Annotated in this window: 16 protein-coding genes and 2 pseudogenes; 9 read left to right on the top strand and 9 right to left on the bottom strand. The window is 62.5% G+C overall.

Going from position 1 to position 21,756, the window contains the following annotated elements; genetic code table 11:
* The first annotated feature begins 27 nt into the window (after window positions 1-27).
* From rtcA to EL22_RS05715, 5 genes are all read left to right on the top strand, one after another.
* Window positions 28-1,077 carry an RNA 3'-terminal phosphate cyclase gene (gene rtcA, locus EL22_RS05735; protein ID WP_050050589.1) on the top strand — a complete coding sequence of 350 codons (1,050 nt, stop codon included), beginning with the start codon at window positions 28-30 and terminating at the stop codon, window positions 1,075-1,077.
* A gap of 112 nt (window positions 1,078-1,189) precedes the next feature.
* Complete coding sequence (gene kdgK1 / locus EL22_RS05730) at window positions 1,190-2,143, top strand: bifunctional 2-dehydro-3-deoxygluconokinase/2-dehydro-3-deoxygalactonokinase (protein WP_050050788.1); 954 nt, start codon at window positions 1,190-1,192, stop codon at window positions 2,141-2,143.
* Window positions 2,144-2,284: 141 nt separating this feature from the next.
* Window positions 2,285-3,451 (top strand): hypothetical protein, encoded by a 1,167-nt coding sequence (locus EL22_RS05725; protein ID WP_050050588.1) that lies wholly within the window; start codon window positions 2,285-2,287, stop codon window positions 3,449-3,451.
* Window positions 3,452-3,536: 85 nt separating this feature from the next.
* A complete protein-coding gene (locus EL22_RS05720) occupies window positions 3,537-5,012 on the top strand; it encodes an NAD(P)/FAD-dependent oxidoreductase (protein ID WP_050050587.1) in 1,476 nt (491 codons plus the stop codon).
* A 79-nt stretch (window positions 5,013-5,091) separates the two neighbouring features.
* Window positions 5,092-7,485, top strand: coding sequence for a S8 family serine peptidase (locus EL22_RS05715; protein WP_082146687.1), 2,394 nt, complete (start codon window positions 5,092-5,094; stop codon window positions 7,483-7,485).
* Window positions 7,486-7,602: 117 nt separating this feature from the next.
* On the opposite strand, the gene EL22_RS05710 is transcribed toward EL22_RS05715, so the two are convergent.
* The 3 genes and pseudogenes from EL22_RS05710 to tnpA all read right to left on the bottom strand — a co-directional run bounded on the left by EL22_RS05710 (window position 7,603) and on the right by tnpA (window position 10,761).
* Window positions 7,603-9,330 (bottom strand): methyl-accepting chemotaxis protein, encoded by a 1,728-nt coding sequence (locus EL22_RS05710; protein ID WP_050050585.1) that lies wholly within the window; start codon window positions 9,328-9,330, stop codon window positions 7,603-7,605.
* 342 nt (window positions 9,331-9,672) lie between these two features.
* Window positions 9,673-10,230, bottom strand: a pseudogene (locus EL22_RS15910) (NAD(P)/FAD-dependent oxidoreductase); the annotation flags it as partial.
* A gap of 132 nt (window positions 10,231-10,362) precedes the next feature.
* A complete protein-coding gene (tnpA, locus tag EL22_RS05700) occupies window positions 10,363-10,761 on the bottom strand; it encodes an IS200/IS605 family transposase (protein ID WP_050050584.1) in 399 nt (132 codons plus the stop codon).
* A 53-nt stretch (window positions 10,762-10,814) separates the two neighbouring features.
* Between tnpA and EL22_RS15905 the strand changes: the two genes are divergently transcribed.
* Both EL22_RS15905 and EL22_RS05695 read left to right on the top strand, forming a co-directional pair.
* The gene (locus EL22_RS15905) at window positions 10,815-10,970 is read left to right on the top strand and encodes a DUF2080 family transposase-associated protein (protein ID WP_007540613.1); all 156 of its coding nucleotides are present in this window, start codon (window positions 10,815-10,817) and stop codon (window positions 10,968-10,970) included.
* Window positions 10,967-12,242 (top strand): annotated as a pseudogene (locus EL22_RS05695) (RNA-guided endonuclease InsQ/TnpB family protein). The gene EL22_RS15905 and the pseudogene EL22_RS05695 overlap by 4 nt, the downstream one beginning before the upstream one ends.
* Window positions 12,243-12,303: 61 nt before the next feature.
* Here EL22_RS05695 and EL22_RS05690 read toward each other — a convergent pair.
* Complete coding sequence (locus EL22_RS05690; RefSeq protein ID WP_050050583.1) at window positions 12,304-12,636, bottom strand: multidrug efflux SMR transporter; 333 nt, start codon at window positions 12,634-12,636, stop codon at window positions 12,304-12,306.
* Between the two features lie 83 nt (window positions 12,637-12,719).
* On the opposite strand from EL22_RS05690, the gene EL22_RS05685 reads away from it, so the two are divergent.
* Window positions 12,720-13,508 carry a TrmB family transcriptional regulator gene (locus EL22_RS05685; RefSeq protein WP_050050582.1) on the top strand — a complete coding sequence of 263 codons (789 nt, stop codon included), beginning with the start codon at window positions 12,720-12,722 and terminating at the stop codon, window positions 13,506-13,508.
* Between the two features lie 364 nt (window positions 13,509-13,872).
* Entirely contained in the window at window positions 13,873-14,874 is a 1,002-nt protein-coding gene (locus EL22_RS05680; protein ID WP_050050581.1) for a DUF1616 domain-containing protein, read from the top strand.
* Window positions 14,875-15,864: 990 nt separating this feature from the next.
* On the opposite strand, the gene EL22_RS05675 is transcribed toward EL22_RS05680, so the two are convergent.
* The 5 genes from EL22_RS05675 to EL22_RS05660 are packed head-to-tail and all read right to left on the bottom strand — an operon-like array spanning window position 15,865 to window position 21,439.
* On the bottom strand, window positions 15,865-17,847 hold the full coding sequence (locus EL22_RS05675; RefSeq protein WP_050050787.1) for a DUF2206 domain-containing protein: 1,983 nt from the start codon (window positions 17,845-17,847) through the stop codon (window positions 15,865-15,867).
* On the bottom strand, window positions 17,837-18,799 hold the full coding sequence (locus tag EL22_RS05670; RefSeq protein WP_050050580.1) for a glycosyltransferase family 4 protein: 963 nt from the start codon (window positions 18,797-18,799) through the stop codon (window positions 17,837-17,839). Before EL22_RS05670 ends, EL22_RS05675 begins: the two co-directional genes overlap by 11 nt.
* Window positions 18,800-18,801: 2 nt before the next feature.
* Window positions 18,802-19,878 carry a DUF354 domain-containing protein gene (locus tag EL22_RS05665; RefSeq protein WP_050050579.1) on the bottom strand — a complete coding sequence of 359 codons (1,077 nt, stop codon included), beginning with the start codon at window positions 19,876-19,878 and terminating at the stop codon, window positions 18,802-18,804.
* The gene (locus EL22_RS17070; RefSeq protein WP_156184065.1) at window positions 19,875-20,045 is read right to left on the bottom strand and encodes a hypothetical protein; all 171 of its coding nucleotides are present in this window, start codon (window positions 20,043-20,045) and stop codon (window positions 19,875-19,877) included. The genes EL22_RS05665 and EL22_RS17070 overlap by 4 nt, the downstream gene beginning before the upstream one ends.
* On the bottom strand, window positions 20,042-21,439 hold the full coding sequence (locus EL22_RS05660) for a nucleotide sugar dehydrogenase (RefSeq protein WP_050050578.1): 1,398 nt from the start codon (window positions 21,437-21,439) through the stop codon (window positions 20,042-20,044). The genes EL22_RS17070 and EL22_RS05660 overlap by 4 nt, the downstream gene beginning before the upstream one ends.
* Between the last annotated feature and the right edge of the window lie 317 nt (window positions 21,440-21,756).

Genomic DNA, 21,756 nt, shown 5'->3' with positions numbered 1-21,756 from the left:
TCCACTTGGCCCGCCCAAGGGACGGCTATGCGCGAACTCGACGGCGCGGACGCCGGCGGCCAGTTCGTCCGGACGGCGCTCTCGCTCGCGGCCCTCGAGAGTGAACCGGTCCGAATCGAGAACGTCCGGAGCAATCGCTCAACGCCGGGGCTTCGACCCCAGCACCTCGCGGTGCTCGAGACGATGGCAGCGGTTTGCGCTGCCGACATCTCTGGCAGCGAGGTCGGCTCGGAAACGATCGAGTTCGATCCCAGTCTCGACGCCGGCGGGGAAAACGCAACCGTCCCGGGCGGTAGCTACGCCGTCGACATCGGTACCGCGGGCAGCATCACGCTCCTGTTCGACGCCGTCTTGCCGCTCGCGAGCGCGCTCGAGGACCCGCTCTCGCTCACCGTCACCGGCGGGACCGACGTGGCCTGGTCGCCGCCGATCGAGTACGCGACGGAGGTCAAATACCCGCTCCTACGGCGCTTCGGGCTCGAGGTGTGCTGTGACGTGGACCGCCGCGGCTTCTATCCGGACGGCGGCGGGCGGGCGACGATTCACCTGGCCCCGTCGGATCTCGAGCCGATCGATCTCGAAACCCGAGGGCCGGTCGATGGCGTGCGAGCGTACTCGACCGAGTCGGCGTCGCTCGCGGACAGCGACGTGGCCCACAGACAGGCAGGGGGAGCGCTCGAGCGGCTTTCGACGCGCGACGACGATACCGACGGGATCGAAGTTCGGACTCGACGGCTGACGACCGCCGCGAGCGACTGTCCGGGGTCGGCGATCGTGCTCCGACTGGAACACGCCGGCGGGTTGGCGGGGTTCAGTTCGCTCGGCGAGCGGGGGAAACCGGCCGAGCACGTCGGCGAGGATGCAGCGGACGCGGCGAATCGATTCCTCGAGTCCGACGCGACGGTCGACCGACACCTCGGAGATCAACTGCTAATCTTTCTCGCACTCGCCGGCGGCGTGGTTCGGCTGCCGGCCGTCACCGACCACGTCGAGACCAGTCTCGGCCTGCTCGAGCGATTCGGCTACGAATTCGACCGGGAACGCACGAGCGACTCCGTTCTCGTCAGGCGAACGTAGGGGACGTCTCCCGCGAGCGCTCGAGAGATCAGTATACCTTTTATTACGCCATCCGTTTTGGCAGACATGACCGAATTACGGCAGACAGCACGCCCCTGTGGCGGTGAAACTCGTGAGTGATCTCGTTACCTTCGGCGAAACGATGCTTCGGCTCTCGCCGGCCGGAAACGAGCGAATCGAGACTGCAGGCGAGTTCGAGGTTCGCGCGGCGGGTGCAGAGAGCAACGTCGCAATCGCAGCAGAGCGGCTGGGAACCCCCTCGACGTGGCTCTCGAAGCTGCCAGACAACCCGCTGGGGCGGCGCGTCGCCGGCGAACTCGAGCGATACGGCATCGACGCCGACCCGGTCTGGACGGAGGAGGGCCGGCAGGGAACCTACTACCTCGAGCAGGCGGGAAAGCCGCGCGGAACGAACGTCGTCTACGATCGAGCGAACGCGGCGGTAACGACCGCCGAAGCCGACGAGTTCGATCTCGAGGCGCTTCGAGACGCCGAAGTGTTTTTTACGTCGGGGATCACGCCCGCGCTGTCGACGACGCTCGCGGAGACGACGGCGACGCTGCTCGAGACCGCGAGCCAGGCCGGGACGACGACGGCGTTCGACCTGAACTACCGGAACAAGCTCTGGAGTTCGTCCGAGGCGAAGGAGACGCTGACAGCGCTCTTCGAAAACGTCGACCTACTCGTCGTCGCGGCTCGAGACGCCCGTCAGGTACTGGACCTCGAGGGCGACGCGGAGGCCCTCGCGGAGACGCTCGGGACCGAACACGGGTTCGAGACGGTCGTGATCACCCGCGGTTCGGCGGGCGCGCTCGCCTGGCACGACGGCGAGTACCACGAACACGACGCCTACGAGACCGAGACCGTCGATCCGATCGGGACCGGTGACGCGTTTACGGGCGCGTTTCTCGCCCGCCGGATCGACGGCGACGGCGTCTCGAGCGCGCTCGAGTACGCCGCGGCGACGGCCGCGCTCAAACGGACCATCCCCGGCGATATCGCGGTCGTCACGCCGGAGGAAGTCGACTCGGTCGTCGGCGAGCAGACGTCGGATATCTCTCGATGAGCGGCCGCTAAACTGTGTTTTCGCCGGTTTAGCCGATTCCACCGAGGTAGTAGCATCGCCCCTCTTGCGAGCGAATAGCAAACACAATTGGACGGTTTTGCCAGAAACTGCTTTATCGTCCCGTCGGAAGTCGAGACCGTCATGTCCAGACGAACCGCAATCGCACTCGCAGTGTTGGTAACGACCGCGATGCTCACAGCCGCCGCGGTGGGCGGGGCCGCAGGCGCGAACACCCAGGAACCGACCCAGTCGAGCGACGCCGAGGGCGAGGCCTACGCGGGAACGCATGTCGCGTTCGAGACATCGAACACCGCGGTGACGAACTACAGCGTCGGCGGCGAGACGGTGTTCGAGAACGTCAGTGTCACCTCCCAGAGCGACCACGAGAGCGAGACGGGAATCGGGAGCAGTACGGGACTGTCGGCGGTGACGAACGTCTCCGGACTCGGACTCGAGTTGAGCGCGCAGACGGACACCCGAGTAGAGATTGCCTCGGAGGGATCCGCCTCGATGAGCGCCCACGACACCGAACGGGGTATCTTGACCGTTGATGCCGGCGGCGAATCCCAGTACGTCGAAGTGGCGCTCGCCGAGGAGAGCAACGCGACGGCCGAGAGCGACGGCGACGCCGTCGTCGTCGAAAGCGAGAACCGAACCGGAACCCTCGTCGTCGCCGGCGACGGCGAGGTCCGCGTCAACGACGAGGGCGACGTGACGGCAGACCTCAGCGGCGACTCGACGCTCGTCTTCCGATCGTACGACGACGGCGAGCGCGACGAGGCAGCCAAGGAACAGGAACGGCTGATCGCGAACGGCACGGCGACGGCCGAAGTCTACGCAAACGAGCAGGACGGCGAGCGGGTCGCCGACGTGGCCACCTACGGCGAGGATATCGCCGTCGAGACGCAGGCCGAGAGCGAACAGCGCCTCGAGATGACCGCCGAACGCGCCCAGAGCGAGGGCACGGTTATCATCGCGTCGGTCTCCGATGCGGCGGTGGCGGGTGCCGAGTCGGCCGACGACCTCGAGGTGACGGTCGACGGCGAGGCCGCCGCCGAAGCCTCATCCTACAGCGAACTCGAGGGCGCCATCGGGGGCGACCAGTCGCGGTACATGGTGACCCAGTCGGGCGAGGCCGACGCGTCGGCTGACGTGCTCATCGCCGTCAACCACTTCTCGGAGCGAAATGTGGCGGTCCAGAGCGCGAGCGCCGACGGCAGCGCGCTCGGCGACACCGTGCCCGGCTTCGGCGTCGGCGTCTCGGTCGTGACGCTGCTGTCGGCCGCGGCCGCTCGAGTCTACAGCTAATCGGCACGACAACTGAATTGGGTACCCAGGCTCTCCGTCTCCGTAGTCGCGGAACGATTTTTTGTGTCGGCGCGAAAGCCATCCTATGGTACACGTCGCGATCGTCGGCGGCTACGGCAGCGCGGGCGTCGCCGTCGCCGACGAACTGATCGACCGCGCGGACGAGGACCCCGAACGCGACCTCGAGCTAACCCTGATAGACGACGGCGAACCGGGTGGGGGGCTCTGTATTCTCAGGGGGTGTATGCCCTCGAAAGACGTTCTCTCGGCCGCACAGCACCGGTACCAAGTCAGACATGACGACCGGCTCGAGGGCGTTCCCGAGGTCGTCCCCGAGCGCGTCGTCGAGCAGAAAGACGACCACGTCCTCGGGTTCGCACAGCACCGCCGGGACCACGTCCACGAACTCGCCGAACGCGAGAACGTCGAGTTCGTCCACGACACCGCCGAGTTCGTCGACGACCGCGTGCTCGAGGTCGGAGATCGAACGCTCGAGCCCGATTACGTCGTCATCGCGACGGGCTCTGTGGTCGACGTTCCCGATCTGCCCGGCATCGAGGACGTGCCGTTTTCGACGAGCGCGGACGTCCTCGACGCGACCGAGTTCCCCGACAGCGCCATCGTGATGGGCTTTGGCTACATCGGCCTCGAGCTCGTTCCCTACCTCTCGGAGATCGGCGGCGTCGACGTCACGGTCATCGAACACGACGAGCACCCCTTGGACGAGTTCGAACCCGAGTACGGCGAGACGGTCCTCGAGCTCTACCGCGAGCACTTCGACGTAGAGATTCTCACGGAGACGGACGAGAAACGACTCGAGGCTATCGGATCGGGCGATGATCAGAGCAACCGGGATCGCAACGCGACGGCGACCGCGTCCGACGGCGTTCGCCTGCACGTCGACCGAGACGGCACAGAAGAAACGCTCGAGGCCGAGGAGCTCTATCTCTTCACCGGTCGCCGACCCAACGTGGACGGCCTGGGGCTCGAGAACACGAGACTCGAGGTCGAGGAAGGCTGGGTGGGCTCGACGATGCAGGCCCGCGACGACGAGCGCGTGTTCGTGGTCGGCGATGTCAACGGGAGAGAGCCGATCTTACACGTCGCCAAGGAACAGGGGTTCGCGGCCGGGCGAAACGTGCTCCGTCACGACCGGGGGCATGATCTCGAGGCGTACGCGAACGTCCCCCACCACGTCATCTTCTCGGGACTGGGCGTCTACCCGTTCGCTCGGATCGGACACACCCCGGCGACGGTGAGCGCGAGCGATATGGATACCATCGTCGTCTCGAGCGAGGCGTCCTCCGAGGGCGTGTTCAAGTCGAAGAACCATTCCGAAGGACGGGCGACGCTGGTCGTCAACGCCGAGGACGGCTCGGTGCTTGGCTACCAGGGGCTTCACCTCCACGCTGACGTGATGGCAAAGACGATGCAACTGGCCGTCGAGATGGCGCTCGACGTTCGTAAGATTCCGGATCGGGCCTATCACCCGACGACGCCCGAAATCATCGACAGCCTCCTGCGGGCGGCCGAGGTAGAACTCGAGGAACGATCCGAGTAGCCGCCCCTCTGCGGCCATCCTGTCGACTCGAGACAACGTAACCCCATTCTTAAGCGAGCGGACTGTCTCGAATTCGATAATGTCACGGTCAGTGAGGGGTGGAGATCGACGTCGAAACTGGCGCTCGATCACGCTCGTGGTGATCCTCGCGGTGTCACTCGCGATGGCAAGCGGGCCCGCGGCCGCCGCCGGAACCGACACCCTTGCGGACGGTGGAAGCGAGAGCGATCTATCGGGTGCACAGCCCCAGTGGGTCGGAGCCACCGATGCGCTCGAGACCGATTCGAACCAGCCGACGATCGATCCGGCCCTCGAAAACGCGACCGGAACGCAGTCCGTCGTCGTCGAGTTCCAGGACCCGACGACCCGTTCGATCGAGGACGAGGCCGCCATGCGGCGGGCAGCGGCCGATTCTCTCCAGCAGCCGCTCGAGACGTACGCAAACGAAACTGCAGGCGTCAGCTTCGAACACGGGTTCTGGATCGACAACGCCGCGGTGGTGACCGTGGACGCGGACCGAGTGGAACCGTCGGACGCCGTGGCTGGGATAGCCGAACTCGACCGAGTTTCCCACGTTCGCCCGGAAGCGGATATCTCTGTCCTGCAGGCCAGAGACGACCAGTCGCCGGACTCGGACGCGGCCGCGCTCGCCTCGAGTACCACCGACGACGTGCCGTACAACCTCGAGCAAACTAACGTTTCTGCGGTCTGGGAGGAGTTCCGGACGACCGGCGAGGGCGCGACGATTGCGGTCCTCGATTCCGGCGTCGACGACAGTCACCCCGACATCGACCTCGAGCGGTGGAAGGACTTCACGACCGATCCGTCCGCCGAGCCGACCGTCTACGCTGACCACGGGACGCTGGTCTCCGGCGTCGCGACCGGCGGCGTGGAGCGCGGCACGCCGATCGGCGTCGCGCCTGACGCGGCCCTCCTCCACGGCGCTGTCGTCGCGGACTGTTCGGATGGTACGTGCAGGACATCCGAATCGGCCGTCCTCGAGGGACTCGAGTGGGCCGTCGAGCACGAGGCCGACGCCGTCAGCATCAGCCTCGGCTGGTACCGCTACAGCGAGTCGTTCATCGACGCCGTCGAGACCGCGAACGACGCGGGAACGGTCGTCGTCGGCGCGAGCGGCAATCGTGGGAACGGCTCTTCGCTCACGCCGGGGAACGTCTACGACGCGCTGAGCGTGGGTGCGACGAACGAATCCCGGGGCGTCGCCCCGTTCTCGAGCGGCGAAACGATCGAGACCGACGACGCGTGGGGATGGGACGCGCCGGACGATTGGCCCGAGACCTACCACACGCCGGGCGTCGTCGCGCCGGGCGTCGGCATCGAGAGCACGGCCCCCGACGACGACTACCGGACGGCAAGCGGAACCAGCATCGCGGCACCGCACGTCGCCGGCGTGGTCGCGCTCGTACAGTCTGCGACGCCGGAAGATCTCGCGGCCGAGGAAATCGTCGAGGCGCTTCGAGAGACGGCCAAAAAACCGGACAACGCGTGCATGCGATCGGACGATTGCGAGACGGAACCCGACACGCGCTACGGACACGGCATCGTCGACGCCTCCGCGGCGATCGACGCGCTCGGGACCCACGCCACCGTCGACGGGACGGTCACCGACCGCGAAACGGGCGATCCGATCCCCGACGCGACGGTGGCGCTGACCGCAGCCGACGGCACCGAGTACGAGACGACGACGGACGCGGACGGCGCGTACGACGTGACGGGGCTCCCCGGCGCGCAGAAGTACACCGTCTCCATCGGTGCGGACGGCTACGAGGGCGTCACTAAGACGAGCGACGTTCCGGCCGACGAGACGACGATGATCGATTCCGCGCTCGCTGGCTCCGGGACGGCCGAGATACGACTCGCCGACGCCCACTTCGGGACCGGAATCGACGCCGGGACGGTCGAATTCGTCGGCGAACACGGAACGTACACTGCGACCCACGTCGAAAACGGAACCTACGTCGCCGGGCACGTCCCGACGCTGGGCGAGTACGACCTGCAGATAGCCGCCGACGGCTACGAACCCGAAACCGCCTCGCTCTCGCTCGAGGCGGATGCCGACTCGGTCACCAAATCGTACGCGCTCTATGGGAACGCGACCCTCGAGATCACCGCCGAAACGGGCGACGGCGACCCCGTCGAGAACGCGTCGCTGTCGATCGCGCGTGGCTCGAGAGCGGCGTTCGAATCGACGAAGCGGACCGACGGGAACGGAACGCTCGCGGTGACGGTGCCCGGAACGGGAGAGCGCTACACGATCGAAGCAAAAGCGGACGGGGCGGGATCGGGATCCGCAGAGAGCGCGATTCTCGAGAGCGGCGAGCGAGACTCCGTGACGGTCGTCCTCTCGAGGCGCACGCTTCCAACCAGCGGATTCGGAGCCGTATCGGCCGTGATCGCGATGGCCTCGTTCTTCGGGTGGACGACGATGAGGCGGTATCGAAACCGTCTATAACGGTTCGACGCTGTGTAGCCTTCAACAGTTGCGTGATCTCCGATGGCTACGTGGCTCACGCCCGACTGCTGCGTGGCTCACACGGGCGTGGCTTCGATACCTTCGGGCCTACGACGGCTACGGGGCGGCCGAATCCGGTCCGCTTCCGGCGGTCTCGAGGTCGAACCGGTCGAGGCGCGTCTCCATTTCGGCGGCCATCTCGTCGATCGACTCCGAGATCTCGGCCATCCGGTCGATGGTCTCGGTCTGCTGGTCGATGTTCGTCGAGACGGCGTCCATCCGGTCGTCGATCTCGGCGCTGCGCTCCGAGAGATCGGTCACGATGTCCTGGACGGCCTGTGCGTCGGCCGCCTGATCCTCGGCCGCGCGGGCGATGTTCTGGATTCCCTGGTCCGTTTCACGCACCGCGTCGTCGATTTCGTCGATGTGATCGACGATGCCGTCGACGGCCTCGGCGCTCGTCTCGATCGTACTGTTGCTCCGTTCGACCGTTTCGACGGTATCGGCGACATCCGATTGTATCCCCTCAAGGTCGCTCGAGATCCCCTCGGCGGTCTCTTTGGACTCGTCGGCGAGGCGCTTTATCTCCTGGGCGACGACTGCGAACCGATCGCCGGTGCCGTCGGCGCGCGCCGCTTCGATGTTGGCGTTGACCGCAAGCAGGTTCGTCTGGTCGGCGATGTCGCCGACGAGTTCCGCCATCTCCCCGATGGTTCCCATCCGTTCCTGGAGCGTCTGGATCTTCGTTACCGTCTCCTCTGACGCCGACATCGATTCCGCCATGCGCTCGAGTGCCGTTTCGGCGTCGGTCGCGCCCTGATCCGTGCGGTCGCTCGCCTCCGACGCCCGCTGCTCGATGGTGCCCGCGTTCGCCGTGATCTCCTCGATCGCTGCCGAGAGGTTCGAGACGTTTTCCTCGGCGACGGCCGCCTGCTCGGCCTGCTCGCTCGTTTTCGAATCGACGGCCCGGCTCGCCCGATCGATCTCGACGGTCGCGCTCGAGGTCTCCTCGGCCGCGTCGACGAGGGTGTCGCTGATCTCGCTCAACTGCGCCGAATTGTGTCGCACTTCCGCGAGGGCGTCGTGAATGGCGTCGACCGCCGTCGAGAGGTCCGCGGCCATCGTCGAGAACCGATCGTAGGCTTCCTGTACCTCCTCGGAGTCGCCCTCGGGCTCCGGAACCGTCGGGTCGATCGTGAAATCGCCGTCGCTGAGCCTGTCCATCCATCCCTGGAACGACTCGACGACCTCCTGTTGGTAGGCCTGATACTGCTCTAAGGTCTCCTGGCGATTGACCGCCTCGACGCGTTCGGACACGTTGCGGTTGATCTCGATCGCCCCGGTCAGTTCGCCGTCGGCATCGAAAAGCGGGAAGAACGTTCGGCTAACGTAGATCGTCTCGCCGTCGACCTCGACGACGCCCTCTAAGTTCTGGATCGACTCTTCGGTCTCGAGGACCTCTTTCATCACGGAGTTGTCGGCCTCGTCGAGATCGAAGAGGTTCTTCTCGAGCAGCTCGCCGGGAACGCGCCCGAAGAGGTCGCGACACTCCGCGTTCGAGTGGGTGAAGTTCCCCTCGGCGTCGATGACGAAAATCGGGTCGGTCGACCCCTGTAGGTAGCTCACGATGATCGACTCGGCGGTTGCCTCTCCGAACGGCGTTTCCGCTGAAACGCGCTCGACATCGCCGGTCGGGTCGACCAACGCACCGTCGACGTCCTCCCAGTTGCCGGTATGGCCGCCGACGGTCGTTTCCTCGGTCTCGTTAGGTCCAGATTCCGTCGACGAATCTGCCGATGCTGCTGGGCCGGTCAGGCCGACCAACCCCGTCACTAAGTTACGCATGGCAAGCGGTATGCAGACCCAATATTTAAATCGGATGGCGGATTTCGGTCGGTATCCGAAAAACAGTTCGGCGGTCCTACACGATTTGTTCAGTTCTCCGGCGACTCGAGAATCCGTACTCTCGAGAGACCAACCGCCCGATTTGTTACACGATCTGCGAGATCGTACGTGTCACGACCCCATGCCGTGAACGAACGGCTCTCGAACCGAAATTCTTGCCGCGAGGCCTGCGCGCTACTCTCGCTATCAAACGTCGAAAACATCTAATGTATGTCATCTTGTGGGCCAGATAAATTAGTAGCGAAACCCCTCTCAGTCATCGGGTGTTCCAGTAACATGGGGGAACTCGGGATGATTGAGATCGACGCCTTCGAATAAGTATTCAATACCAATCGCGTGGTTCTCCCGCTCAAGATTGGCTATCCCCAGATCTTTAGCCAGTGGCGCAGCCGGACCCGTAGCATCAATAACGATTTCGCCAAAGACCTCCTGGTCACGGTTATAACGGACACCAACGAGATCACCATCTTCGACGATCGGGTCACGAACACGAGCATCAAACCGATACTCAGCACCCTTGTGACGACCATCCTCGACAAGGAACTTCTTGAACGCCTCGAAGTCCAAGACAAAGCCCGGCTGGTCCTGGATAAAGTGTTCATTTGGAGATTCAAGAACTACTGATTCAGTCGCGTGCATAACGACGTCATCCGGGATGCCGAAGGAGGTCATCATTGACGCAAACGTTCCGCCGGTAGATTTGTTACTTTGAGCTGGGAATTCATCTTCTGCTTCGGTTTCTAGGACGACAACATCGTACCCACGGTCAGCTAGATCTCGTGCACACTGCGCCCCCGCTGGACCTGCCCCAGCGATGATTACATCATACCTGTTTGACATCGTTGGAGAACAACAACTCAAGAGCGGACGAACAAGATGTTGGAACACAGTGCCACTTTTCGGTTGTTTCTACAGTCGGAGCAGGCCGAGTGCCTCGGGACTTGACCCCGAGGGTGAAGGCCGTAAGCTCCGTTAAACGTGTTCCGTTCGCTCGATATATTGCTCAATCGTGTCGGTCGAAACATCTCCCGCCGTTCCCACGTAGTACGATTCCTCCCAAAATCCTCCGCCCCACAGGTCCTCCTCCAAGAACGACTCGTGTTGTTCCCACATCTCCCGCGCCGTGATGCTCTTGACCGTTCGCACAATCTCGCTCGGAGCGTGTTTTGGGTGGGCGGTGAGGAACAGATGTGTGTGGTCGGGTGAGATGTGGAGCGACAGTATCTCGTAGCCGTACTCGTCACACACGTCGCGGAAACTCGCTTCCAGCGAGTCCTCGATTGGTTCGAGAATCGCGTGGCGGTATTTTGGACACCACATGAAGTGGTAATTGACGTAGTACACCGTGTGATTCGACCGCTTCTCTCCCATATCGAACCTATTCCACCGATACAGTTAAGTATATCCAAAGGATATACACAGGTATGGCGAATCGCTTTGAAATCGACGGCGAGGAAGTTCTCGACGGCGAGGTCAAACCGTTCGGGAACAGCGCCCACGTCACCGTCCCCAAACGCTGGCGTGGAGCCGACGTGAAAGTCGTCCGAACCTCAGAACCCACCGAACAAGACGAAGAATGACCGACGAACAGGCCCTCGTCAAGACACTAGACTTCCAACTTGACATTCAGAGTGACAACGAGAGTCTGTTGTACGACGCCGCGCTCGAAGCCCGCTCGGTTTACAACGAAACCATCCGTCTCGCCAAAGAAGGCGTGGACTGGGACGCAATTCCCGACCGCGTGGCGACGACGCCGACCTCGTGAAGAACACGACTCAGCGCGTCGTTGCGAAAGCCCTCGGTGCGATGGAGAACTACTACGAGTACGACGACTTCGGACTCCCGAGTCACACAAAGACGGAACGTACCCGCTCCGAGCCAACTACGAGGAAGGGTACAATCTGTCGCTCACCGACGACGGAGATGTGGCGTTCCGCATCAGCGCAAAGCCCTACAAGCACGTCAAGGGCGTCCTCGAAGGCGACGACGCCAACCTCGACATTCTCAAGACCGCGCTCACAAGCGACGTGTGCAAGATTGGGACGACAGAAGCCCTATTCCACAACGACAACCCCGAGTTGCACGTCAACGTCACCAACACCGAGCAGACCGTTCGGAACAAGCAGAACTCACGGACGGTTGTCGGTGTGGACGTGAACGAGGACAACGTGGCTCTCACCGTACTCTCCGAGGATGGCGTAGAGGACACGCTGGTTATCGACTTCCCCGAAATCAAGTTCGAGCGCCACCGCTACTTCACGATGCGGAAGCGCGTCCAGAACGCGGGGAAAGACAGTACTCACGACACGCTCGAAGGGCGCGAAGAACGGTTTGTCCGCGACCGACTCCACAAGGTATCTCGGCACATCGTGGAGTGGAGCCGTCAGTTCGAGACGGCGTGCATCGTCTTTGAAGACCTCAAAGAAATGTGCGACAGTATCGACTACGGCACGCGGATGAACCGACGTTTGCACCACCTCCCATTCCGCGCTCTTCAGTTCTATACGTCGTACAAGGCGGCGTTCGAGGGCATCCCGACTGCGTGGATTGATCCTGCGTACACGAGCCAACGGTGTCCGATGTGCGGACACACGGCTCGAGCGAACCGAAACAAGAAACGGTTCAAATGTCGGTCGTGCGGGCATCAAGACCACAGCGACCGAGGTGCAAGCGTCAACATCGCCGTGAAAGGCATCGAGAAGCATCAGGACTGGAATGTGCCTGCTCTCAACAGCCTTCCCCAAGTGCGGACGGTGCGACGGCAGGCATCGGGGGCCGTGGACGCCCCGACCGTGACCCACGACACCGCTACAGGATATCATACCGATGGTCTCGAGGGAGTGTCCGACTAACCCACGGGAAGCCTCGGGGCTTGACCCCGCGGCGGTTCACACAGGCCCGGTGCCCACCATCTTAGTGGGCAGACATCTGTGACAACACGTTGACGCAGTAGACGCCACCGATAATGAGGCCAATTCCGAGAAGGCCTGCCAGATCAACTGGTTCATCAAAAACAACGGCCCCGATACCTGCCACACCGACAATACCCAATGCTGCCCATGTCCCATAGACGACACCCATCGGTAATTCCTCTAACGTCAGGGATAGTAGATAGAACGCTGCCCCATATCCGAGGACAACCCCAATACTGGGAACCGGTTGTGAAAATCCCTCCGAGAGTTTGAGGGCAGTTGTCCCGAATAATTCGGAGAGTATTGCACCAGCGAGCAGTACGTATGGATGCATATCGTTAGGTCTCGAAGCCCCCGAGATACGACTATTGAAACAAAACAGCACTTACAATTTGTTTGGAGGCACAATGACAAAGCATGACGGAATTGGGCGAGCTTGGACTCTCAAGTTACGAGGAGAAGGCCTATCGAACCCTTCTCGTAACAGGAGCAGTGACGGCAGCTGAACTCTCTGATACTAGTGGAGTCCCAAAAGGCCGTATCTACGACGTACTAAACGGCCTTGAAGCTCGCAAGTTGATCTGGAGACAGTCAAGCGACCCAAATCGGTACGTGGCCGTACAGCCAGAAACCGTCGTCGACAGGCTTCTGGCTGAACGAACGTATGAACTGAAACAAGAGTGGGATCGTTACCGCGAGAAAGCAGAAACAGTTCGTTCGAACCTTTTGCCGACACCACCAACAGAGAGTAGTTTCTGGCTTGGATCGCTCGGGAGTGACGAAATGAGTACAGCGCTCCAGCAGCATATGCGAACCGCGGAGAATGTTGTCAAAGCAACTGTCGGGCCTCCCTACGAGGATGCGACGTGGGAGACACTCCAATCTGAAGTGGAAGGCTTTTTCGAGGGTGCTAATACGGATTTGTCTGTTGACCTCCTCTTCAGTGAAAAAGCAGTTACCGTACTCCCCGACCGATTCCCACATCTAATTAAAAAACAGCCCGCAGACATAACTGTCAGAACGACTCCTGAGATTGCGCTTTCGTTTGATATCGTGGACAATGTGGAGACGACGATCGATGTGCTACATCCAGTATCTGGTGAAGACAGGATCGGTGTGATCGGGATCAAAGATTCGCAGGTAGTCTCCGAGTTTGAGCAGTACTTCCAACGACTGTGGACCGATGCTGTTCCCCTCCTTGAGTGAGACAGTGATGATGGGAGGAAGACGTGATGTGATGTAATTGACTCAAACCGATATTGCCTCTGTGCATTGAGAAGACCAGTCTCAACTCCTACCCCTGCCGGTAGACCACACAGATTCTGCGTTTGGATTCCCACAAACCACCAACATTCCAACATGTTTCCTGCGGACGGGAATAAATATAGTAACCTTCCTACCGAATTTACGGCCATTTCCGATTTTGAAACGGTACAGAACCGGCGAAACTCTTATCTGCAAAACACTCACCAGATATCTTATAAGAAGTCGAAGATCGACCCCCAAATAGCCCTGATTTTCCGGGCTTACGGGAGTGATAATAAACCGTGTTCGGCCCGTTCAGCCGTGTATGAGTGACACCAACTGGTGGTTTCTCGACCTTGCGCTCGTCGTCGCGGGTACCGGTGCCATCACGATCGGACTGTTCGCGGGGATTTCGGGCTATCTGCGGATTCTACTGGCCATTCCGCTCGTCGTGTTCTTCCCCGGATACGCACTCGTCGCTATCCTGTTTCCGGATACGGTCGGCGACGATCAGCGGTCGTTCGACGACGAACGAACTGGGCTCGGACGAGCGGTGCTGCTCAGCGGGGGAATTGAGCCGATTGAGCGTCTCATTCTGTCGATCGCGTTTAGCGTCGCATTCGTCCCCGTGGTACCCCTCATTGCGACCGTAACCCCATGGGGTATCACCTCCAGACCGGTGCTCCTCGGGGTTTCAATACTGACGGTCTGTCTCACCCTCGTGGCGATCGTCTCTCGGTACCGCGTTCCACCCTCGAATCGGTTCGTTCCGTCGAACATGTTAGTCTTACCCATGCTAACTGGTGGGGACCAGTCGTCACCGTACACGAAGACGAATACTCGGCCGTACAACGTCGCCCTCACGTTGGGACTAGCCCTGCTCGTCGCGAGCGCCGGATTCGCCGTCGCGAATCCAGTTCAGCACGACGGCTTCACCGAGTTTTCGGTCCAGGGATCGGAGCTAGACGGTGAGATGCAGACAGTGTACGACTCGACGGCGACCGCCGGCGAGCCGTACACCGTTCCGTTCTCGATCACGAACCAGGAACACAGCGATCAGACCTACACCGTGGTCGCGCTCTTCGAACAGGTCGAGTACGGCGACGGGGGCGAGAACTCGGCGTCGGTCATAGAGCGGACGGCCCTTACCAACGAATCGATCAGCGTCGCCGACGGCGAAACCCGAAACGAATCGCTCGAGGTCACGCCGCCGTCGGCAGGTGACAATCGGCGGCTCACACTCCTGTTGTACACCGGGGAGCCGCCGGCGAATCCGACGCCCGAAAACGCCGACGAGTCCCTTCGGCTTCCGATCGAAGTGGAATAAGGCTCACCCGACGGCCACCAGCTCTCAGCGTTCGTCGACCGCGTTGTTTTGCGTAAAAATCGGTTTTCCAGTACTCCAGCGAGCTATAGACATCCGCTTCCGTTCTCGAGCGTACGGCGGTCGTGTCCGGACTACAGGTAACCGTTCTCGAGCGTAACGGGGTAACTGAACGCGAGCATCTTCGTGCGAGTCTCGCGTTTCCGCCGGGGATCGAACGGTTTCGCGGGTGATTCGTCGACGACAGCGAGCGATGCGATTCAAGACCGAGCGCGTCGATCGAGCCAGTAAGTCGCGTCGGAGACGCCCTATAAACAGGCTAAGAGAGCCTCGGTACCAGGCCACACTATTCGCGTATTCACCGCCCCGACGGCGGGGACTCAGTCTCGTTCTGGGACGAGCAGGCGACGTCTGACGATCGGAGTGTGATCCTGTAGCGACCGTGATTCGGAGGATTCTCAGCACTCTGGAATCGATTCGGCGGGTCGAGGGACGAAGGGTCCGTTGTGCAACGCCTCGAGGGTGCTCGAGAGACTGGACACGATCGATGCCACCGTGCCGAGGGCTCTGCTCGCGGCGTCAAAGCCGATCAGTCGTCGTCTGAGCGCCTCGTGGGAACAGTACTTTGGTAGCTCGAACAGCCGCTCGGTCGGCCTCTGGGGCTCTGGTGAATCGCTAGACGGCAATCGTCTGCTGTCGCTATATCAGGTAGCTCACTGCACCATTTTCGGACGATTCCGGTTTCAGTTTTCGCCGAATCGCTGATAGCCAAGCGATTGGGCTCATTCGAAGCGTCACTACGAATGTCTACCCCAATGCTCTCTGTCGATTCACCAGCTTCCTCTGTGAAGGTGACACACCGACGGTCAGAGGAGGGGGCGTCGATCGGTTCGTGTGGGTAGTATCTGGACTCGAGCGGTTCGTCGATACGATCGAGAAAACGAACGGCCGATCGGACCGACTTCAGGTCGGCTCACTCGAGCCCGCGGTGGTTCAGGCCGAGTTCGTCACGGGCGACGGCGTACACAGCGAGACGTCGCCGTTGGTGTACACGACCGCCTGTCCGGGTCGACAGAGTTGGTGTTCGGAGACGGAGGCCTGTCGCTCCTGACCGTTTTCGTCCACGAAGTACGTCGCGTCGGCCGATTGGGCCGTTCGATAGACCGTGTACCGATGCTGGACGGATCCGTTCTCGGGTATCGTCGCGGGTTCCGTCGACGGATACGCCCTCGTCCGACTGAACACCGTCTGGTACGGATGATCCGTGTACAACTGCTGATCAGGTCGGATTTCGCTCCCGTCGGGCGAGCCGGTCAGGTCGCCGATCGATTCGACTGCGGCCAGTTCCGACTCGTCGTAGGCGAGGCGTTCGTGCTGGTCCGAGAAAATCGGATTCTCGGCGTTGCTCTCGACGGCGACGATCATCGCGCCCGGGTAGACGAGTGCGAACACCAGCAGGACGCTGACGACGATCCGCGGCGACAGGTTTCGGTTGAGCGAACGGAGTCCGATCGCGCCGAGGATCGCCATCGGCGCAAACAGGAACGCGAACCACCTGGTCGGGATGAAGTTCCGGATCCCGAACATCGGCAGGACGAGTATGAACACGAGCATGACCGCTGCACCGATCAACAGCGTGAAGACCGACTGCTCGGCCCGCCGTCTATGGACGACGTACAGACACCCGGCGAAGGTCACACAGAGCAAGAGCAGGAACCCGAGGTTGTCGATGTACGGCAACACCTGCTCGAGCAGCGTCGTCCCGGCCTCTGCCCCGCTCGCCGCCCCGCCGGTCGAGCCGCCCGCGATGTTCAGGAAGCCGGCGCTTTCCTCGAGGGTTTCGGTGAAGAACTGCAACACCGTTCCGAGGAACGAGTTCTCGCCGTAGGGTGTCAGCGACCAGATGAAGATCGTCAGTCCGAAGTTGAAGACGACGAGTCCGATCAGGTTGACCGGTTTCTTCGCGCGGAACACGCTGGTGTCGAGTCGCGCCAGTCCGACGGGACCGACCACGAAGATCAGCTGTGCGGCGAACGCGGCCAGCAGCAAGACAAGCATGATGAACGTCGACACCTGATGTGTGAGGATGATCGCGATACTAAAGAGGATCAAAAGCGAGAAGTCCCGGCCGGTGTACTCGACGCGCATGACCCGGATCAGCGCGTACAGCATGCCGAGGAAGAACAACAGCCCGAGACTGGTCGGGATGAGTTGCATCCCCCACATCGAGACGTAGTTGGCGAAGGCAAAGAGCGCCGTCGCGAGCGTCGCCCACCGCGCGGAGACGAGCAGGTTTGCCGTCGCGTAGACGAGCACGACCGAGAGCGGCATGACGACTCCCACGGAGAGATACAGCGCTCCGCGAAGCGGGATATCATAGATGAACGAACTCGCGACGACCAGCAAGTGGTAAAACGGCGAGCCGTAGTGTTTGTCGTGGGAGATCGCGCCGAGCATCTCCGCGTCCCGAATCTGCTCGACGAACTCCATGTGCGTCCAGACGTCGATGCCGATGTAGCCGGGCGTCACGTACAGGGCGGTAAAGCGGAAGACGATCGCGAACAGCACGATCTGGAGGAGCACGACGCCCCGGTTGAAGTCTCGATCGGCGGTACAGAGGATCTGGAGGAGCACGAGCGTCCCGACGATCGCCGAGAGCGCGAAGAAGTGGATGGTCCGCTCGCCCTGCATAACCGGCAGTACCACCATGGCCGAGAGGCCGACGAGGACGATCGACGGCAGGGTCATCGCGACGCTCGAGGGCAGCGCCGGCAAGGCGTCCGCGTCGGTCTGTTGGTACAACGAGACGAGATACAACCCGCAGGCAAGCGCGAGCACGATCGGCACCGTCTCGAGGTAGACTTCGGAGACGAGCAGCTGTAGGGGTAACAGCGCCAGCGCGATCAGGAGGCCGGCGATCGCAGCGACTGTATCGAGTCGAAACGGTCGGTGCTCGGAGAGCGACCTAAGACCCACGCGCGACACCTCCGCTCGCTCGCGCCGATCCGTCCGTCTCGAGGACGGTCCGATAGAGAGAGACGATCGATTCGCCCATCGACTCGAGGCTGAGGCCGTCGATCGCCTCGCGGCCGTCCGAGAGCGGACGCTCCTCGGCGATGGTCGTGAGTCCGGCGATCAGGTCCTCGTCGCGATCGCTGACGACGCAGTTCGACACGTCGCCGACGGTCTCGGGGACGAACCCGACCGCAGTCGAGACGACCGGTAGGTTACACGCGGCGGCCTCTTTGACGACCATCGGCCCGCTCTCGCGCTTCGAGGTGACGAGGAGGACGTCGCTCGCGTTCATGTAGTCTGGTATTCGCTCGTGGTCGACGCCGTGTACCGTCCGCAACTCTAGGTCCGCATTCGTCCGCTCGACGAGCTCGCGAGCGCGGGAGACGTCCTTGACCGAGCGCTCCTCGTCGTACGGAAAGAGCGCGATCGGTCGGTCAGTCTCCCAGCCGACCCGCTCGCGCGCGCGAATCTGAGATATTGGTCTGAACAGGTCCGTGTCGACACCGAAGGGGATCAGTTCGTGGTCCGTCTCGAGTCGCCGGGCCATCGCCCGACTCGGGGCGATCACGGCGTCAGATCGGCGGGCGCCGAGCCGACTGACCGCGCGGAGCCAGTCGTGGTCGCCCATCAGGTCGGTTCCCCACAGGGTGAGCACGACCGGTCGGAGCGGCTGTGCGAGCGCGAACGGGGCGGTGAGGCCGTAGTTCGCGTGGACCAGATCGAAGTCGGTCGCTCGGACCTGCGAGAGGATCTTCGGGTAGTATCGTGCGTACTCGAGGGGCGTTCGGCCCGCATCACCGTCGTACTCGCCCGGAACGCCGAGAACCGTACACTCGACGCCGCGATCTTCGAGAACCGACACCTGCTGTTCGAAAAACGGCCGCGGGGACGTAACCAACTGTAGTACCTTCATTGCTATCCGTGGTTCGTGGCGACGGCGGACCGATCCGCGTTGGTCGCGCGCGCCGCCGATTCGATTTGCTGGACGATCAGAGACGTCACGTCGATGCGTTCCTCGAGCAGACGTTCGCGTCGTCGCTTCCACCTGTCGGTCTCTGCCGTCGTCGATTCGAGGATCGAGACCGCCTTCTCGAGGGAGCGAGCGTGGCGATCGTCGCCGTTGAACGCAAACAGGAGGCCGTACTCTTCCTCGAGTTCGCTCGTGTAGCCGAGCGACTGGGAGTTGACGTAGACCGAGGGGGTCCCGAGCACGGCGGCTTCGGCCGCGGTCGTCGCCCCCTCGCCGACGACCAGGTCGGCGAACGCGAGCAGATCGTGCATCCGCTCCGGCGGTGCGGTGAACTCGTAGGGGTCGAGATCCGGCGGCGGGTCGCCTTCCGCCGTGAGCAAGACCGTTGCACCGGCGTCCTCGAGACGCGAGACGACCGCTCGGGGGTCGGCGAACCCGCCCTGTCCGACGTCGTGAGAGGCGTCCCAGCTGCTCAGGCGGACGACGGCGAAGGTCTCCTCGGGCGCCAGTCCGACGGCCTCGAGAACGGCCGGATCGGGGTCGAACCGGTCGGGGTGCAGATACGCGAGTTCGTGGTAGCCGGGATAGGTGACCTGCTTGTCGCCGATCTCCCCGCGGTAACACTCGGGGGTGCAGATGACGTCGGCGAACGGATACCCCAGCCGCTGGATGAGCGTCGCGTGCTCCGTGTCGTAAAACACCAGGCTCTTCGTCCGCAGGAGCGTCGCCACGTGAGCCGCCGCGACGCCGCCGATGGCGGTGATCACGTCCGGTTCGATCCGGCGCGCGCGACGGAGCAACCGCGCCTCGTAGGTCGCCTGGACGGTCGCGAGCGAGAGCATCGAGTCGGATTCGCCCGCCAGTAGTTCGTATTCGATCCCGTAGGCCTCGAGCAGGTCGGTCGCGACTTCGCTCTCGCGTGCGAACACGAAGACATCGTGCCCGCGCGAGTCGAGTTCCGCGACGGCGTTGCGAAAGAAGTGGACGTGACCCGGATGCTGGATCGTGACGATGACTTTCACTCGTGGTCTCCCTCGTTGGTGAACGCAGTGCTTTCGGTGGGGACGGAACCCGCTCGAGCGGCCGGTTCCCAACGCGAGGCCGTCTGCCGCACTGAGACAGCAGTTTGGATCCACGGCTTCCCCAGGTCGATTCCCCCGACGACGGCTGTGTCCCCCCAATCAGTCATAGCTTCCGATACTCGAAGCCCGCAGCCGTCGCCGCGTCGTGCTCGAGTGCGCCCATCACGTCGACGAGAGCCGGATCGTCGGCGACTTCGTCGGCGACGGCGGTGAGGTCGATGTGTTCGAACTCCGCGTGGGGTGTCGCGAGCAAGATCGCGTCGAAGCCCTCGAACGACAGCGTCTCCTGTACGTCGATGCCGAAGGCATCTCTCACGGCGTCGTTGTCCGCGAACGGGTCGTAGCCTTCGATATCGATGTCGTACTCCTCGAGCGACTCGATAACGTCGGCGACTTTCGAGCTCCGAATGTCCCCGACGCCGGGTTTGTACGCCAGTCCGAGGACGAGCACGCGACTCGTGCTGAGTGCCTTCTGACAGTCGTTGAGTGCCTTGATCGTCAGATCGGCGACGTGGTCGGGCACCGATTCGTTTACCTTCCGACTCGTCTCCATCAGTTCGGGATCGAACCCTTCCTGGGCCGACCGGTAGGTAAAGAAGTACGGATCGACCGGAATACAGTGGCCGCCGACCAGTCCCGGCCGGTAACCGTGGAAGTTCCACTTCGTGCTCGCGGCATCGAGCACCGCCTGCGTGTCGACGTCCATGTGCTCGAACGCGATCGAGAGCTCGTTGACGAACGCGATGTTGAGATCGCGCTGTGAGTTCTCGACGACTTTCGACGCCTCGGCGACTTCGATCGCCGGCGCGCGGTGGACCCCGGCATCGACGATCGACTCGTACAGCGTCGCCACGTCCTCGAGGACCTCCTCGTCCTGTCCGCTGACGACTTTGACGACGTCCTCGAGCCCGTGTTCCGCGTCGCCGGGCGTCGCTCGCTCCGGCGAGTAGCCGACCGAGAAATCCTCGCCTGCGGTCATCCCGGAGGCGCGTTCGATCGCCGGGACGAGTACCTCGCGGGTCGTGCCGGGGTAGACGGTCGACTCGAGGATGACCGTCGTGCCCGTCTCGATCTTCGAGCCGACGGTGGTCGCCGCGCTCTCGACGAAGCTGAGGTCTGGTCGGTCGTCGTCCCGCACCGGCGTCGGGACCGCGATGATGACGTACTCCGCCCGGCTCACCGCCGCCGAATCGGAGGTGTAGGTGAGCTCGTCGTTCTGGACCGCCTCGTCGCTCAAGTCGCCGGTCGTGTCGGTGCCGTCTCGCAGGGTTTCGACGGTCGTGTCGTCGACATCGAAACCGATCACGCGGTAGTCGGATTCGGCGAATCCAACCGCGAGCGGCAGCCCGACGTAGCCGAGCCCGACCACGCAGATAGTCGGTTTGTCCGCTGCCGTCTCCCGAACGTGATCGAGCGACGCGCTGTCCTGGCCGGGGTTGACCGGTCCGTCGGTCTCTTGCTCGCCAGTTCGTTCTTCTGTATCGCTAATTGTAGGAGTCATGAGTCTCTCTCGTTGCAGGTCCAGCGCACGCGATCGTGCGACGGAACCACTCCCCGTGGTCCCGCGTTCGTGGAACCGGCGTCAGACTCGACAAGCAGGCTCGAGCGGTTTACTATACCGCAGATAAACAGTTGTCTCGCGCTCACCCGTTTCGAGATTCCACGAAGGAAGTCTCGAGACGCCCGTATCCCACTCGTTCGCCGATTTCGGCCCGCTCGCGCGTTAGCAGCCTGTTAAACGAAGCTGTATAAACCCATAATGAAGGTGCTATAGGTCCGGTACATAGTATGATCAGCGTGATGTCGAAACAACACGTT

The sequence above is a fragment of the Halostagnicola sp. A56 genome (assembly GCF_000691505.1).
Classification (GTDB): domain Archaea; phylum Halobacteriota; class Halobacteria; order Halobacteriales; family Natrialbaceae; genus Halostagnicola.
Note: the sequence above shows the minus strand (reverse complement) of the source record. Positions and strands in the feature narration are given on the sequence as shown.